Annotated in this window: 13 protein-coding genes; 8 read left to right on the plus strand and 5 right to left on the minus strand. The window is 68.7% G+C overall.

Annotation, left to right across the window (positions count from 1 at the left end):
* Nucleotides 1–65 precede the first annotated feature (65 nt).
* Both ABD481_RS19730 and ABD481_RS19735 read right to left on the minus strand, forming a co-directional pair.
* Nucleotides 66–1526: an AAA family ATPase gene (locus tag ABD481_RS19730; protein ID WP_344667172.1), complete on the minus strand. Its 1461-nt coding sequence runs from the start codon at nucleotides 1524–1526 to the stop codon at nucleotides 66–68.
* Nucleotides 1527–1740: 214 nt separating this feature from the next.
* On the minus strand, nucleotides 1741–3498 hold the full coding sequence (locus ABD481_RS19735) for a hypothetical protein (protein WP_344667173.1): 1758 nt from the start codon (nucleotides 3496–3498) through the stop codon (nucleotides 1741–1743).
* Between the two features lie 266 nt (nucleotides 3499–3764).
* On the opposite strand from ABD481_RS19735, the gene ABD481_RS19740 reads away from it, so the two are divergent.
* The gene (locus tag ABD481_RS19740; RefSeq protein WP_344667174.1) at nucleotides 3765–4592 is read left to right on the plus strand and encodes an ATP-grasp domain-containing protein; all 828 of its coding nucleotides are present in this window, start codon (nucleotides 3765–3767) and stop codon (nucleotides 4590–4592) included.
* Nucleotides 4593–4625: 33 nt separating this feature from the next.
* Here the strand turns inward: ABD481_RS19740 and ABD481_RS19745 are convergent, their stop codons facing one another.
* The gene (locus tag ABD481_RS19745; RefSeq protein ID WP_344667175.1) at nucleotides 4626–5144 is read right to left on the minus strand and encodes a hypothetical protein; all 519 of its coding nucleotides are present in this window, start codon (nucleotides 5142–5144) and stop codon (nucleotides 4626–4628) included.
* Between ABD481_RS19745 and ABD481_RS19750 the strand changes: the two genes are divergently transcribed.
* From ABD481_RS19750 to ABD481_RS19760, 3 genes are all read left to right on the plus strand, one after another.
* Nucleotides 5119–5835 carry a hypothetical protein gene (locus ABD481_RS19750; RefSeq protein WP_344667176.1) on the plus strand — a complete coding sequence of 239 codons (717 nt, stop codon included), beginning with the start codon at nucleotides 5119–5121 and terminating at the stop codon, nucleotides 5833–5835. The two genes, ABD481_RS19745 and ABD481_RS19750, sit on opposite strands and share 26 nt — an antisense overlap.
* A 302-nt stretch (nucleotides 5836–6137) precedes the next feature.
* Nucleotides 6138–6659, plus strand: a complete 522-nt coding sequence (locus ABD481_RS19755; RefSeq protein WP_344667177.1) for a hypothetical protein — start codon at nucleotides 6138–6140, stop codon at nucleotides 6657–6659.
* 341 nt (nucleotides 6660–7000) lie between these two features.
* On the plus strand, nucleotides 7001–7660 hold the full coding sequence (locus ABD481_RS19760; protein ID WP_344667234.1) for a RibD family protein: 660 nt from the start codon (nucleotides 7001–7003) through the stop codon (nucleotides 7658–7660).
* On the opposite strand, the gene ABD481_RS19765 is transcribed toward ABD481_RS19760, so the two are convergent.
* A complete protein-coding gene (locus tag ABD481_RS19765) occupies nucleotides 7650–8336 on the minus strand; it encodes a YqjF family protein (protein WP_344667235.1) in 687 nt (228 codons plus the stop codon). The genes ABD481_RS19760 and ABD481_RS19765 overlap by 11 nt on opposite strands.
* Before the next feature lie 247 nt (nucleotides 8337–8583).
* Nucleotides 8584–9000, minus strand: coding sequence for a PPOX class F420-dependent oxidoreductase (locus ABD481_RS19770; RefSeq protein ID WP_344667178.1), 417 nt, complete (start codon nucleotides 8998–9000; stop codon nucleotides 8584–8586).
* Between the two features lie 42 nt (nucleotides 9001–9042).
* Between ABD481_RS19770 and ABD481_RS19775 the strand changes: the two genes are divergently transcribed.
* From ABD481_RS19775 to ABD481_RS19790, 4 genes are all read left to right on the plus strand, one after another.
* On the plus strand, nucleotides 9043–10704 hold the full coding sequence (locus ABD481_RS19775) for an alpha/beta hydrolase (protein WP_344667179.1): 1662 nt from the start codon (nucleotides 9043–9045) through the stop codon (nucleotides 10702–10704).
* 147 nt (nucleotides 10705–10851) lie between these two features.
* Nucleotides 10852–11313, plus strand: coding sequence for a hypothetical protein (locus ABD481_RS19780; RefSeq protein WP_344667180.1), 462 nt, complete (start codon nucleotides 10852–10854; stop codon nucleotides 11311–11313).
* 378 nt (nucleotides 11314–11691) lie between these two features.
* Nucleotides 11692–15081 (plus strand): S8 family serine peptidase, encoded by a 3390-nt coding sequence (locus tag ABD481_RS19785; RefSeq protein ID WP_344667181.1) that lies wholly within the window; start codon nucleotides 11692–11694, stop codon nucleotides 15079–15081.
* A 160-nt stretch (nucleotides 15082–15241) separates the two neighbouring features.
* Nucleotides 15242–15736, plus strand: coding sequence for an iron chaperone (locus ABD481_RS19790; protein WP_425559226.1), 495 nt, complete (start codon nucleotides 15242–15244; stop codon nucleotides 15734–15736).
* Nucleotides 15737–15759 lie beyond the last annotated feature (23 nt).

A 15759-nucleotide genomic window follows, 5' to 3' on the forward strand; every position in this document is an offset into this window, starting at 1 on the left:
GCGGCGCTTCCAGTCGGCGCTTCAGGGCCGAATCCGGTCTGAATCAGGTCTGCTTCAGGCCTGAATCAGGCCTGAAGCTGATCCGGTGCCCCGAGCAGCCGCCGCGTGAGCTGGTGTCGCGCACCGGCCAGGATCTCGAGCGCCTCGTCCAGGTGAGCGGTGCTCACTCGCAGCTGCGTGCTGCTGGACCCGGACCCGGACCCGAAGCCAGACCCACCGTCCCCCTGGCTCGCGCCCGGATCCGTCCCGTCCCGTTCCTCCGCCGCGATCAGCGCCGCTCGCCGAATCAGTTCCTTGACGAACGAAGCCGTGACCCCGTCCATCCGCTCAATAAGCCCCTGGGCATCGCTCAGATCCAGCTCCAACCGGCCGCTGTAAAGCTCCAGCAGCCGACGCCGACCGTCAGCATCCGGCAACGGCACCTCGACCGCGTGATCCACGCGCCCCGGCCGCATCGCCAGCGCCGGCTCCAACACGTCCACCCGGTTGGTGGTGAGCACGAACGTCACATCGGCGTCGCCGTCCAGACCGTCCATCTCGTTGAGCATCTGGAACAGCAGTGGGTTCGAGTGCGGCCCCATCGCCCGGTCCTGCGCGATCAGGTCCACGTCCTCGACCACCACCAACGCCGGCTCCAGCGCCCGCGCGATCTCGCACGCCTGCTTGATGAAGCCCAGCGCGTTGCCGGTGAGCACGACCACCGTGGTCTCCGGCAGTCGACTCATCAGATACCTGACAGTGTGCGTCTTGCCAGTACCGGGCGGACCGAACAGCAGCACGCCCCGCTTGAGGTGCTGGCCGTGCGCCAGCAGCGTGGCCCGGTGCCGGTTGACGCCGAGGATCTGCCCCTCGATGCCCTCCAGCATCCCCGGCGGCAGGATCAGCTCCTCGCGCTGCATGGTCGGCCGCTCGCGGAAGCTCAGCAGCGTCTGGTGGTGGCCGAACATGTCGTTGCCGAACTCAAGGACGTGCCCGCGATAGACGCTCAGCTCCACTGCCAGGCGCCGGATCTCGGCCACCGCCTTGCGCGCCACGGCCCGGTCGGCGCAGGCGATCTCCAGGCTCACGTCGTTCTGCGGGCCGCGGTGCTCCAGGCCGCGCAGAAGCAGGGCCATCGGCGGCTTGGGCTCATCGGACTGGTCGCCGTCGTCCGGCGCCCCCATCCCCTCGATGAGATACAGCCCGCACTGCACACAAGAGCGCGTCTGCTCACCCGGACCACACGGCTGATCGGTCATCGGCACGCCGCCGATCCCCATGTGCATGCTGGTGTCGGCCTGGAAGAGATCGGACAGGCCGAACATGCGGTGCCGGAAGCCCGTCAGGCCGAGCAACTCGTACGGCGCGCCGTTCAGCGCCAGCCAGCGGTCGACCGCGCCCTGTACGTTGACGTGCTCGTACGGCGGCCAGGCCGTGCTGATCACCGGCACCAGGCCGGCGTCCGGACCCAGATGCGCGGCCAGTACCTCCGGAACCGTGGGTCCTTCTGGACTGGCGGCCCCGTCTGATCCGCTCTGCGTCCGCACCGTACCGCCGCTGATTATGCTGACGGTTCCGGAGCCGACGGGGCGAGGCGACATCGGCATCGGCTGTGAATGCATGGGGTCCACCATGCCAGCGCATCAGGGTTCTGAACCAGAGGTTTCGCTGACGTTGCGTACTGTTGAGGGCTTGCGTTTTCCGGCGAACTCGCACGGACTTCGCCCCGCTCTGGCCCACCTAGTCAAGGGTTGGGCGGATTCAGGCCCGGTTGACGGCTCGCGCGACGCCAGCGGCGATCGTCGTCGCGAGAATCCAGCCGGCAGCGGTGAGCAGATACGCGACCCATTGATAGCCGCCGGTGGCAACGTAAGCGCGGCCCTGCCCGAAGTTGATGACCGGCAACAGAAGGTCCAGGGAGTAGATCAGGGGATTGAAAGGTGCTGCCTTGTCCGGGCCGGACGGGATCGGATGATGCAGACCGAACACGATGGTGCCGGTGATCAGCAGCGCTACCAGCCAACCGAGGGCACGTTCCGGGCGATAGCCGTAGCCGACCGCGGCGTCCTGGACGAAGCCCCAAGGGCGCGCCGCGAGAGACAGAGTTTTGCGACGCGCACGTTGCTTAGCGAGCAGTACGCGCCGGGCCTCGCCCTCCAGGCCCTGCCGTCGGTAGACGGAGGCGAGTTGCTCGTAGGGTCCAGGCCGATAGCCACCGATCTCGCGCTTGAGCCATTCGATGCGTCCGGTGAGGCTGCCGGGTTCAGCGATGCGCTCGTAGGCGAAGCCGTCGTGGGCGAGTCTCGGTGGCCAGGTCGCGGGGTCGTCGTTGAGCACGCCGACTTGGGCGTTGGCGAGGTGGATGCCGCCTTCCGGCGGCGCGGCGAAGCGGAGAGTGAGCTCGGCGGAACGGAGGTGGCCGAGGAAGAGGATGTTGCGGTCCGCGCCTCTAGTGCCTGTGGTCAGCAGCGCCTCGCTGAAGTCCAGATCACTCCCAACCCGCGCACTGGCGAAGCGTAGGGCGCCGGTGGAGTGCATTTTGCGACAACGGATCGCGCCGCCCACCTCGACGTAGCGGGCGTCGAGGGCGTCCTCGCCGTTCCCGCGGAGCACCGCTTCATCGAACCGGACGTGACCGGCGACATGGGCGCCGGGGATGCGGACCTGGCCGGTGGCCTCGAAGCCGCGATACAGCTGAAGGTCGGCGCCGACCCTGATCTGGTAGGCCTCAAGCGCTATGTCGCCGGGGTTGTTGAGCTTGGCGTCGGCCAAGCGGAACAAGCCGGCGATCTGGGCCCCTGAAAAGCGAATTTGGCCCTCTGCGTAGAGGCCATCGCCAACGAGGTCGCTGCCGACCTGCACCCGAGCGGCATCCATGGCGAATTCGCCTGTTGAGATTAGCCGGGCGCTCTCCAGACTCAGGACGCCATCGGTTCGGGTGTCGCGCAGGAGCGTTGAACCCTCGATCGTCGTGCCCCATAGGGACAGATCGCCAGTGATGCGGGCACGGTCGACGCGCAACGCCATGCCGCCCGGGTTGCACACCATCGCGTCGGTGACCAGAAGACCGCCGCCAATCACCGCGCTGTCGAGGCGGAGACGGCCGTCGATGCGGGACTCGTGCAGGACTACTGAGCCGTCGACGTGCATTTGGGCGCCCATGAGGCCGGCGAGGCGGGTGCCGCGGAGGTTCAGGCGGCGTAGACGGGTGTCGTGGAGGTCGATCTCTTCGTCGAAGTAGCAGCTGGAGAAGCTCAGCGAATAGCCCAGTTCGAGGTATTCGAGTTCCACGGGGCCGACGATGCGTGCGCCCACCACGCGCAGCGGCGCGCGGCGTTCGCCGACCTCCTCTATCAGCTTCTTGAGGAAGTCGGCGCGTATCGTCCGGTCCGGGCCCCAGGACGCGCCGTGCGCGATATCGTCGAGGGCCGGATCACGGGCTGTGAAAGTCGTGCGTGCGCCGTTCAGGAAGTCATTCCGGACCCGCTTCTCGCTGTCGCTCAGTCCGGGTAGGCGCATGCGTCTGTTCTACAGGGGCTCCTTCAATTGGATCGAGTCCTGCGGAGGCGATCCCTTGGGCCTGCGGGGTTCGCGCACGCCGCCATCCGGGCCGCTCCAGAAGTCCGGGCCGCCTGGTTCCTTGAGGATCTTGCGGGCTTTGCGGCTCCGGAGGGCCCGTTTCACTCGCTGCTTCACCGTCATGTCCGGTCAACGGGCGCGTAGAAACCGGGAGTTCCGCCACAAAGATCGCGTACTCTCTCGGCGAACACTTAAGGGGGAATTCGATGGTGATAGAACTGCCGCGCACGCTTGTCTTCTCGCCGCGGGCCAACGACACCAGCCAGGTGCTGGCCGTCGCGGCCTACCGCCGGGGCCTTCTCACCGAGCACCTGACCGGCTGGCGCGTCCCCGAAGGCTTCACGATCGGCGGACCGGCCCACCTCTACGCCGGCCCCCTCTTCGCCGACGCCGTCGCCACCGACCTCCACGTGGGCCTCCTGGAGCCGCCGGACGACTGGCTGACCCGCCTCCCGCACGACGCGGTCCACCGCACCATCACGATGACGACGATGTCCGAGGCCTGGCAGCTCCGCACGCCCGCCTTCCTCAAGCCGCCCAACGACAAGAGCTTCCCGGCGCGCCTCTACCGCGACGGCACCCAACTCCCCGGCCCCGACGCGGTCGACCCCGACACGCCGGTCCTCGCCAGCGACCCGGTCACCTTCACGCTTGAGTTCCGCCTCTACGTCCACGACGGCGAAATCACCACCGGCGCCCAATACGCGCTCGACGGCGACCTCGACATCGAACCCCTCGCCGGCCACCCCGACGAATCCCGAATCCTCGGCTTCGCCACCGAAGTCCTCCGCACCGCCGCCGACACCCTCCCCAGCGCCGTCGTGGTCGACATCGGCCTGATCGCCACCCCCGCCGGCGCCACAACCCCCGCCGTCATCGAAGCCAACGCCGCCTGGGCCTCCGGCCACTACGCCGCCGACCCCGACCGCGTCCTGGACGCAGTCCTCCGCGCCGCCGGCCCCACCACCGAAGTGTCCACCCGCGACCAACCCTTCCTAAGATCACCCGTTTGGCGGATCGACGACGCACCCTGACAGCGCCACACTGATTCCAGTGGATAAAACCCGCTATCGGGGGATGTGGGGGATGGATGAGAACCACGGAGAGCACGAGAGACGACACCTCGAGTCCGATGCCCCGGAGTCGGCCCCAGCGGTAGGCCCGACCCCGACCACCGACCCGAACGCGACCTCGCGCCCCACTCCGAGCACGACACCGAGCCCGACTCCGGTCACCGGCTCGACCGCCAGCTTGACCACCGGTTCGACTACCGGTTCGAGTACCGGTTCGACCGGCACATCGATCGTCGACGCGAGCTCCGCCTCGCCCTCCGACGCGAGCTCTGCCTTCTCTTCGCGCTCCGACGCGAGCTTCGCCTCCTCCGCGCCCTCCGACGCGAGCTCTGCCTCCTCCTCGCGCTCCGACGCGAGCTCTGCCTCCTTCGCGCCCTCCGGGGCGAGCTTTGCCTCCCCCTCGCGCTTCGACGCGAGTTTCGCCTCCTCCTCGGGCTCCGGTTTAGCCTCGCATCCTGACGCGACCGCAGCCTCGACCAGCGCAGCCTTGACCCACGCTGATCCCACCAGCACCGACCCCACCAGCGAGGCCTTCACCCCTCACTCAAACTCCGACTCGAACTCCAACTCGACCATCGACCCGAGCCCCTACTCGGCTACTAGCACTGACTCGGACGCCGACGCGGACACCGACTCGACAACTGGCACCAACTCGAACACCGACTCGGCTACTGACACCGACCCGAACACCGACCCGAACACCGACCCGAACACCGACCCGAACACCGACTCGGCCACGACCCTGACCGAAGCTGAGCGCGAAGCAGCGATGCCGGCCGTGGCCGCCTGGGTGGGCTTCGTCTTCGTCTGCGGCGGCGTGGCAGTCGTCCCGTGGACCGCGTACCTGGCCCTCACCCTGCCCCTGACCTCCCAATCAGGGCACTACCGCCTCGCCTGGGTAGGCTTCGACCTACTGTTGGCCTTCACCCTCCTCCACGTGGGCTGGATCGCCGCCGGCGCCCCCACCCGCACCGACCGCGTCGAACTCCCCGCCACCGCCGCCGGCACCCTCCTCCTCGTCGACGCCTGGTTCGACACCACCACATCCGCCGACGCCACCGGGCTCCTCGAAGCACTCCTCTTCGCCCTGCTCGCCGAACTCCCCATGGCAGCAGTCTGCTTCTGGATCGCCCACCACGCCGAGGAGATCCGCCAACGCCGCCTGCGCCTACTGCCGCGCTTGGAACGCCTCAGCCGCCGCTGAGAAGGGGATCGGGGAGAGGGCGCGAACAACAAACAGAGGGGATTGGGGAGGGGGCGGGGGAAACAAGAGGACCGCCCCAACGCCCACCCACCACGCTCCACACCCCCCACCCTGCAACCATGGCGACATGCGCTCCGAGCCACCCACCCCGCTCCACCCCAGCAACCGAGCCCACGCCGATGAATCGCTCGCCGCAGCCCACTCCGCAGCCGCTGCCCGCGCCACTGCCGCTGCCGTAGCCCACGCCGCTACCGACGCTGATACCCGCGCCGCTACAGCTGGCCACGCTGCCGCCGCCAGCCGTGCCGCTGCCGCTGACGCCGCTGCTCCTGCCGCCAGCCACGCCGATGCCGGCGCTGCAGCCCGCGAAGTCACTGCCGCCCACGCTGCCGCTGCTAGCCATGCCGCTGCCACTCATCCCTCTGGCGCTGACGACGCTCCAGCCGCTCGCTCCGACGGGCCTGGCGACGCTCGTGTCGCTGGCCAGGTTGCTGACACCGTCGCCCTCAACCACGCTGTCGCCGGCCACGCCGCTGCTACCGCTCCCGCCGCCGCCGCCGCTCCCGCCGCCGCCGCCGCTGACTGCACCGCTGCCGCTCGCCAGGTTCCCAGCGTTCCCGCCGCCAGCCGCGCTGCCGCCAGCCGCGCTGCCGCTGGCCACGCTGCTACAGCTGACTCCGCTGGTGCCGCTCGCCAGGTTGCCGACATTCTTGCCACCAGCCGCGCTGCCGCTGGCCACGTCGCCGCTGCTGCTGGGCCTGTCGCCGCCGCCGCTGTCACTGCTGCGGCCGGAGCTTATCCAGCCGCCACTCGTAGTGCCGTGATCGGCGATGCAGCCGGGCTAGTAGTAGCGGCGGAGGTCGAAGGTGTGGCCGCTGCCAAGATCGTTGCTGTTGGTAGCGATGACGTGCCAAATGCCGCGCGTGCCGAGCCGGCCTATGCCAGCGATGCGTCTCATGGTGCTGGCGAGAGCCGTGCCGATGGTCTGGAAGCTACAGCTGCTGATGGTGCGCCTCACGGCGATGGTCCAACTGCCGGTGACAGCCGTTTGGCTCACTCCACCGGCCTAACGGGCCCCGGGCGCCGCTCCGTCCAGGCAAGCCCCAGCCCCAGATCCACCGATCCCAATCCCAGCCACCCCACTCACCCCAACCGCCCCTACGTCATCCTCAGCGCCGCCATGTCCCTCGACGGGCATCTCGACGACAGCACCTCCGAGCGCCTCATTCTCTCCAATGCCGAGGACTTTGACCGAGTTGATGCGTTGCGGGCGGCTTCGGACGCGATCATGGTGGGGGCGGAGACTATTCGGCGGGATGATCCGCGGTTGTTGGTTAATGATGTGGGGCGGCGGGGGGAGCGGGTGGGGAGGGGGGTGGGGGAGTTTCCGGTCAAGGTTACGGTGACTGGGGGTGGGGTTTTGGATGCTGGGGCGCGGTTTTTTACTACTGGGGGCGACAAGTTGGTGTATTGCGCTGATGGTGTGGTGGCTGGGTTGGGGGAGCGGTTGCGGGGGGCTGTGCGGACTGAGGTGGTGGGGGTGGGGGAGGTGGTGGATTTTGCTGTGATTCTTGGGGATTTGTGGCGGCGGGGGGTTGGGCGGTTGATGGTGGAGGGGGGTGGGTCTTTGCATACGCGGTTTTTGGTGGAGGATCTTGTGGATGAGATCCATTTGGCTATTGCGCCGTTTTTCGTGGGGGATGATTTGGCGCCGCGGTTTGTGCGGGGTGGGGTGTTTCCGCAGAGTGCGGGGCGGCGGATGGAGTTGGTCGAGACGCGGGCTATTGGGGATCTGGTGTTTGTGCGGTATGTGATCAGGCGGTAGCGGGGCGGGCGAAGTGGACGGGGACGCCGGGGGAGAACAGGACGCTGTCCGGGGGGCGGGCGGTGATGCCTGGGAGGCCGGCGGCGGCGACCAGGGTTTCGTCGCAGGACAGGAGGTCGGCCTGGTAGAGGGGCCAGTGGGGGTGGGCGTTCGGCATGTGGACGGTTCGGCCGAGGAGTGAGAAGTGGAGGCGCCAGCGCGCGGTGAGGAAGTGGTCGAGCGGGCTGGGGGTTTCGAGGGGGGTGGTTACGCGTATGGCGAGGTGGCTGCGGGGCGGTGGTGAGCCGGAGCCTGGTTCGCGGCGTCGGGAGGTGTAGCGGTAGACGTCGCCGGAGCGGTCGACCGACATTTGGGCCCAGCGGTAGGGCAGGCGGAAGAACAGGCGCGCGGTGGCTACGGGGAGGAGCCGTGACGCCTCTAGTGAGCGGAAGACCACGCCACGGCGGCCGGCCGCGTCGACTGAGTAGAGGCGCACGTTCGTCTCGGGGAAGGTCCCCAGGTACGGCAGGCCGGGCAGGGACCACCAGCCGATCCGATGCATGCGGAAGGCGATCAGGCCGACGTAGGTGACGCCGTCGAACACATCAGGCACGACCCCGGACGGCAGCAGTGGCGCGACTGCCGCCGGGTCGACGGCCCAGTGGAGGAACGTGGCGTCGAGCCAGGACTGGGTCATCAGCGTGCGGCCGGCCAGCGGGGGTGGGTCAGCAGTCACCGGCTCGGGAGTTGGGGGAGTTGGGGTGGCTGGGGGAGACGGGGGAGATGTGAAGGGAGGTGGGGGAGGCGCATCGGGGGCAGAAGCCCGAGCCCCGTTGTGGTCCGCAGCAGCCGCTTCATCCTCGTGACCGACGTCCATCTCCATCTCCCCCCAAGGCCCACCCACCCCAACTCAACCATCGCAGCCAGCGCTGCCCCGCCCCGCCCTACCCCACCCCGATCCCATACGCATGCGTCACCCGAATCCGCAGCACCAGCCGCCGGTCGGCGACCATCGCCGCGCGGAACTCGTCCCAATCCGGGTGTTCGCCGGCGACCGCCCGGTATACCTCCACCAGTTCGTCGACCACCGCGTCGTCCGGGGCGGCTGCTACCGGTGTCAGCTCCGCGTCCCCGTCGAAAACGCCATAGCGGTACGTCTCCGGCGTCACCATGAACGTCGCGCGCGGGTCTCTGCGGAGGTTTCGCGTCTTGGCGCGGTCCTCGGTGATGGAGATACGGATCACCCGTTCGGACTGGTCGTAGGCGTACGCCACGATCGACAGCTGCGGGCGGCCGTCTCGCTTCAGCGTGGCCAGTGTTCCGCGTCCGTGTATTCCTAAGAGTTCGAGAAAGGCATCCACATCGTGATTCTAGGTTCCGTAAGGGGTGATACACATGACGGCATGAAGACACACGGGGCGCGCCGTAACACCTCCATATCCGTGGTCGCGGTGTTGCTCTGCGCAGGGCTGGTCGCGGGCTGCTCGTCGAGTGGCGTTGTCGGGGCGAAGAACACCGGTGGTAGCAGCGGTGGTTCGCCGGACAAGTCCACCGGGTCGTCGTCTTCATCTCCGTCTGCGTCCGCGCTTCCGACCGGCAAGTACACCTCTGTCGACGCCTTCTACGGCCAGCAGATCAGCTGGGGTACCTGCACCACCGCCCCCGCGGACGATCCCAAGATGGACCTCAGTGCCTTCCAGTGCGGCACGGTCGACGTTCCCCTGGACTACACAAAGCCCGGTGGCAAGTACGTCAAGGTCGCGATGGTGAAGTGGGCCGCCGCGGATCCCTCGAAGAAGGTCGGCTCGTTGCTGACCAACCCCGGTGGGCCGGGTGCCTCCGGGGTCGACTTCGTGGAGGAGGCCAAGCAGCAGTTCGACGGGGCGTTGCACGCGAACTTCGACATCATCGGCTTCGATCCGCGGGGTCTGGGGCGCAGCGAGCCCATCCGCTGCCTGGACGACAAGACGCAGGACGCCCTCTACGAGGAGGACTCGCCCAAGGACCCGGCGGCGCGGAAGGCCAAGGCCGAGCAGGACAGCAAGGACCTGGCCGCAGCGTGCGAGAAGAACTCCGGCGACCTGTTGCCGTTCGTCGGCTCCAATAACGTCGCCAAGGACATGGACGTCATGCGCCAGGTCCTGGGTGACAAGAAGCTCAACTACCTCGGCATCTCCTACGGCACCTACATCGGCTCCGTCTACGCCGAGCAGTTCCCCGACAAGGTCGGTCACCTGGTGTTGGACGGCGCCGTGGACCCGAACGCCGACCAGCTTGAGTCGAACGTGCAGCAGATGGTCGGCTTCGAGCAGTCGCTGGAGAAGTTCGCTTCCGACTGCGTCACCAACCACGCCTCGGAGTGCCCGCTGACCGGCGACGGGAAGGCCGCGGCGCAGCAGCTCGGCACCTTCGTCGACGGCCTGCGCGACCACCCGCTGCCCACTGGCAGCGGCCGCAAGCTGGACCAGAGCCTGGGCTGGACCGGCGTCATCATCGGCCTGTACGGCGACGTCGGCTCCAGCTGGTGGCAGTACCTGCGCGAGGGGCTGACCCGGGCCATGAAGAAGGGCGACGGCTCGGTGCTGTTGGCCGGCGCCGACCAGTACAACGGCCGGGACGACAACGGCCACTACAGCACCGAGCAGGACGGCCTGATCGCGGTGCGCTGCGCCGACTTCTCCACTCCCGCCCCGAGCGCCGAGGCGGTGCAGAAGGCCTACGACGAGCTCAAGGCCGGCGCCCCGATTCTGAACTCCGACCTCAGCAAGGACGACCTCGCCGAGCCGATGTGCGGCGACTGGCCGTACCAGACGCCGGAGAAGCCGCACCAGATCAAGGCCGAGGGCTCGGACCCGATCCTGGTCGTGGGCACCACCGGCGACCCGGCCACCCCTTACCAGAACGCCGTGAACCTGGCGAAGGGCTTCGCCAACGCTCGGCTGCTGACGCGCGTCGGCACCGGCCATGCGGCGTTCGGCAGCGGCAATGCTTGTGCGCAGTCGGCGATGGAGGCCTACCTGATCTCCGGGACGCTTCCGGCGGACGGGACCCGCTGCACGGCCTGAGACAGCACGACGGCTGGGGTGGTCGCGACGGCAGCGACAGTCGCGACCGCAACGCTGACCCCAGCAGCCCCAGCGCACAGAGCATGGAACCACCCCCACCCCCGACCCGTTAATCACGCGGAACTCTCGTCAAGGTGAGGAACCCCCGTGATCTGCTTCTTCGACCCGGCCCACGGCCAAGCGATCGTCAGCGTCACCTGGCAGCCGCAGTGGGGCGTGCCCCGGCCGATCGAGGTCTGCCAGTTCTGTGCTCAGCGCGTCCAGACGACCCAGCCGCCGTTCTACCAGCCCCCGCAGCAGCAGGGTTATCCCCAGCAGGGTTACCCCCAGACCGGCTACCCCCAGCCGGGCTATCCGCAGCCCGGCTACCCCCAGCAGCCGCCCCGCCAGGGCCACGGCACCGGTGCGCTGATCGGTGCCGGTGCCGCTGGGCTCGTCGGCGGCATGCTGATCGGCGAGATGCTCGACGACGATGATGACTCCCGCGATGAGGAGCGTGCCTTCGAGCGCGGCTACGAGGAACGCGCTAATGAGGACCAGCGCTTCGACGACTTCGGTGGCGGCGATTTCGGGGACTTCGGCGATGGCGGAGACGACGGATTCTTCTAGAACCAGCTATTGCGCATAAACGCAGAACCTCCACAGGGCAAGGATTTCTTATCCTTGCCCTGTGGGTATTTTTACCCTCCCCACCCTTGCTCACCCCTTACCGCGTAGACGCTCCTCCGCTCCCTTAGCACAAGGTGAGCGCACGTCCAGGGCTGGCCCAACGTAGAGCGTCTACGTCTTTCTGAGGTTCCTGACACACCTCAACGTGACGAGCATCGGTTCTCACATGCCGCGAATGCTTTGCCATTGGCGAAATCTGCTCGTCCGCTCGATCCCGCACAGGCACCACCTGGCACGACCAAGGGGGCGCGCGGCGGCGTGGCCGCGCGCCGGGGAGAAAGGCACACAATGCATTTTGCCCGCAGACACCGTATAGCGGTGGTGGCGGTCACGGCGCTGGGACTGGGGGCCGGCACCTCCGCCATGGCCCAGGCCGGCTCCGTGCCGGCGCGGCCGTCCGCGGCCCAGCAGCTGGCGGCGCTGTCGACCGGCGCCAAGCACCCGGTGATCGTCCTGCTGAAGAACCAGCATCCGGAGCTCAGCGCCAAGACCGCCAAGGCCCAGCGCAAGGCGTCCGCCGACCAGGACCAGGCGCCGCTGGTGAACAACGCGCAGGCCACCGGTGCCCAGGACATCAAGAAGTACTCGGTGATCAACGGCTTCTCGGCCAAGATGACCGATGCCGAGGCCGACCACCTGCGGCTGGACCCGAGCGTGGCGGCGGTCGTCAGCGACCAGCAGCACGTCGTGCCCCAGCTCACCGCCGCGCAGAAGGCCGCCATCAAGGACGCCGCCGACGCCTCGACCGGCGCCGACGGGCAGACCCCCGCGGACAAGGTGCTGCCCGGCACCTGCCCGGCCGATCCCAGTAAGCCGCTGCTGGAGCCGGAGGCGCTCCAGACCACGAACACCGCGTTCACCGACCCGAGCCGGCCGCAGGCGCAGAACCTGGTCGACGGCAAGGGCGTCAAGGTGGCGTGGATCGCCGACGGCCTGGACGTCAACAACCCGGACTTCATCCGGGCCGACGGCACGCCGGTGTTCACCGACTACCAGGACTTCTCCGGCACCGACCCGAACGGGGACGAGAGCGGCGGCGAGGCCTTCGGCGACGCCAGCTCGATCGCCGCGCAGGGCCGCCAGACCTACGACCTGTCCTCGTTCGTGATGCCGCACCACGCACTGCCGGCCGGCTGCACCATCAAGATCCGCGGCGTGGCCCCCGGGGCCTCGCTCGTCGGCCTGAACGTGTTCGGCGCCGCCGACCTGGTCTTCGACTCCACCGTCGTGCAGGCCATCGACTACGCGGTGAACGTGGCCAACGTCGACGTCATCAACGAGTCGCTGGGCAGCAACGCGCAGCCGACCGAGGGCCTGGACGTCTCCAGCCTGGCCGACGCCGCGGCGGTCGCGGCCGGCGTCACGGTCGTCGCCTCCACCGGCGACGCCGGCGTCACCGGCACCCAGGGCCAGCCCTCGGTGAACCCGGCCGTGATCGCGGTCGCGGGCAGCACCGCCTTCCGCGACCAGGCGCAGAACGGCTCCGGCGGCGCCCGGAACTTCGCCACCAGCGGCTGGGCCTCGGACAACAACGCCACGCTGTCCTCCGGCGGCACCAACGTCCTGGGCCGGGTCCCGGACCTGGTCGCGCCCGGCCAGGGCGGCTGGGCGGTGTGCAGCCCGCTGGCCCGGTTCAGCGCCTGCACCGACTACAACAACAACCCGACCTCGATCGAGGACTTCGGCGGCACCAGCATGTCCGCGCCCCTGGTGGCCGGCGGCGCCGCGCTCGTGATCGAGGCCTACAAGAACACCCACAACGGGGTGCGGCCCACCCCGGCGCTGGTGAAGCAGATCCTCACCTCCTCCGCGCGCGACCTCGGCCTGCCGGCCGACGAGCAGGGCGCCGGCGAGATGGACACCTACCGCGCGGTGCGGATGGCGATGTCCGTCAAGGACGCCAACGGCTCCCCGGCGGGCCAGGGTGACGGCCTGCTGGCCAGCACCGCCTCCGGCGACACGCAGATCGCGCTGTCCGGCAAGGGCGGCTCGACCCAGTCCGACACCGTCACGCTGACCAACACCGGTCCGAACACCCAGACCGTGTCGGCGCACGTGCGGCAGCTGGAGACCACCGTCGGCGACGTCCACGGCACCAAGGCCGTCGACTTCACCGACCCGAACTCGCCGTGGTTCTACGAGGGCTACACCCTCGGCACCCCCGGCCTGAAGCGGCACTGGTTCAGCACCACGTTCACCGTCCCGGCCGGCGCCGACCACCTGACCGGCTCGGCGACCTGCGCCTGCGGCGGCACCAGTACGCTGCTGCGCCTGGTGCTGATCGGCCCGCACGGCGAGTATGAGAACTGGAACAGCCCGCAGGGCCTGACCAACTACGCCCGCGTCGACAACGCGCACCCGGCGGCCGGCACCTGGACGGCGTACTTCTACGCCAACGCCAACGCGACCGGCTTCAAGGGCGACGTCACCTACGACTTCCTGGCCACCAAGTACAAGGACGTCGGCTCGGTGAGCCCGGCGTCGGCGACCCTGAAGCCGGGGCAGTCGCAGAAGTTCACCGTGAAGCAGACGCTGGCCGCCAACCCCGGCGACGTCTCCGCGGCGCTGGAGTTCGACACCGCCTGGCACCAGGCCACCACGGTTCCGGTGACCAAGCGGACGCTGATCTCCAGCAACAGTGACGGCGGCTCCTTCACCGGGACGCTGACCGGCGGCAACGGCCGCGCGAACACCCCGTCGCAGACCCAGGCGTACTACTTCGACGTTCCCAAGGGCAAGAAGAACCTGTCCATGGACCTCACGTTCACCGGCACCCACGAGGTCTCGGCGTTCCTGGAGTCCCCGGAGCACCAGGTGATCTCGCTGGCCACCAACGTCTCGGCCGACGACCAGGGCAACCTGGGTCTGACGCCCTCGGCGACCGGGTACGTCGACGCGCCGCAGGCCGGCCGCTGGCTGCTGGTGCTGGACGACATGGCGCCCACCCTGCTCCAGGGCGACCTGGCCGACAAGTTCACCGGCAAGCTGAGCTACAACAAGGTCGACGCCAAGGCCTCGGGCCTGCCCAAGGGCAAGGTGGCCGCCGGCACGCCGGTGACCGCGACCGTGACGGTGAAGAACACCGGCTCGGCCCCGCTGACCCTGTTCGCCGACCCGCGCCTGGCCTCCAGCGCGGACTACGACCTGCCGGCGGCGCAGCCGCTGGGCGCGACGGTGAGCCTGCCGTTCGAGACCACCGGTCCGCAGCCGTCGTTCCAGATCCCGACGCACACCACGGAGCTCCGCTCGACCCAGTCCTCCACCATCCCGGCGGACTTCTCGGCGCTGAGCCCCTCCGGCACCCCGGAGATCTACGGCGTCTCGCACGGCCTGACCGCCTCGGTCACCGTCGACGCGCAGCAGATCACCCCCGGCATGTGGGCCCAGGACCCGACCCCGATCGGCCCGACCAACGCGTCGGTCAGCGGCAGCGCGACCGAGGCCATGAGCATCACCGCCCAGGCCTTCGACCGCACCGCCGTCGCCTCCACCGGCGACCTGTGGCTGTCGGGCATCGACCCGTCGGCCCCGGTGCTGACCGCCGTGACGATCCAGCCCGGCCAGACCGGCACCCTGACCGTCACGTTCACGCCGGCGGGGCACAGCGGGGACAAGGTGAGCGGCGTGGTCTACGTCGACACCTACAACCCGATCTACGGGACCGCCGACGAGCTGACCGGCCTCCCGTACAGCTACACCATCAAGTAGCACCGGAAAGCAGTACGAGAAGGCAGTACGAACAGGTAGCACGAGCAGAAAGCACGACCAGCGGCAAACAGCGGATCGGAACGAGCACCCGGGTCACCCGACCCGGGTGCTCGTTCGTTTTCAAGAAGCCGTATCGCCGGAGCCTTCCTACGATGAGGTCATGGCGAAGACTGAGACGAAGACGCAGGCCAAGAAGACCGCGGCGGCCGCGAAGCCGGCCAAGACCGCGAAGACGGCCAAGACCGAGACCTTCAGCGCCGAAGAACGCGCCGCGATGAAGGAACGCTCCAAGGAGGCCCGGAACCGCGGCAAGCAGACCCCGGAGGAGGCCGAGGCCGAGGTGCTGGCGAAGATCGCCGAGTTCGACGAGGACGACCGCAAGGTGGCCGAGAAGGTGCACGCGATCGTCCGCAAGAACGCCCCCGGCCTGACGCCCCGGCTCTACTACGGGATGCCCGCCTACGCCAAGGACGGCAAGGTGCTGTGCTTCTTCCAGCAGTCCGGCAAGTTCAAGGCCCGCTACTCCACGCTCGGCTTCCAGGACAACGCCGCTCTGGACGACGGCGCGTTCTGGCCGACGTCGTTCGCTGTGACGAAGATGACCGCCGCCGTCGAGAAGCAGATCGCCGCGCTGGTCAAGCAGGCCGCGGGCTGATCGGGCAGGGGGCCGGGCACCCT

This window comes from Catenulispora yoronensis (assembly GCF_039531695.1).
Classification (GTDB): domain Bacteria; phylum Actinomycetota; class Actinomycetes; order Streptomycetales; family Catenulisporaceae; genus Catenulispora; species Catenulispora yoronensis.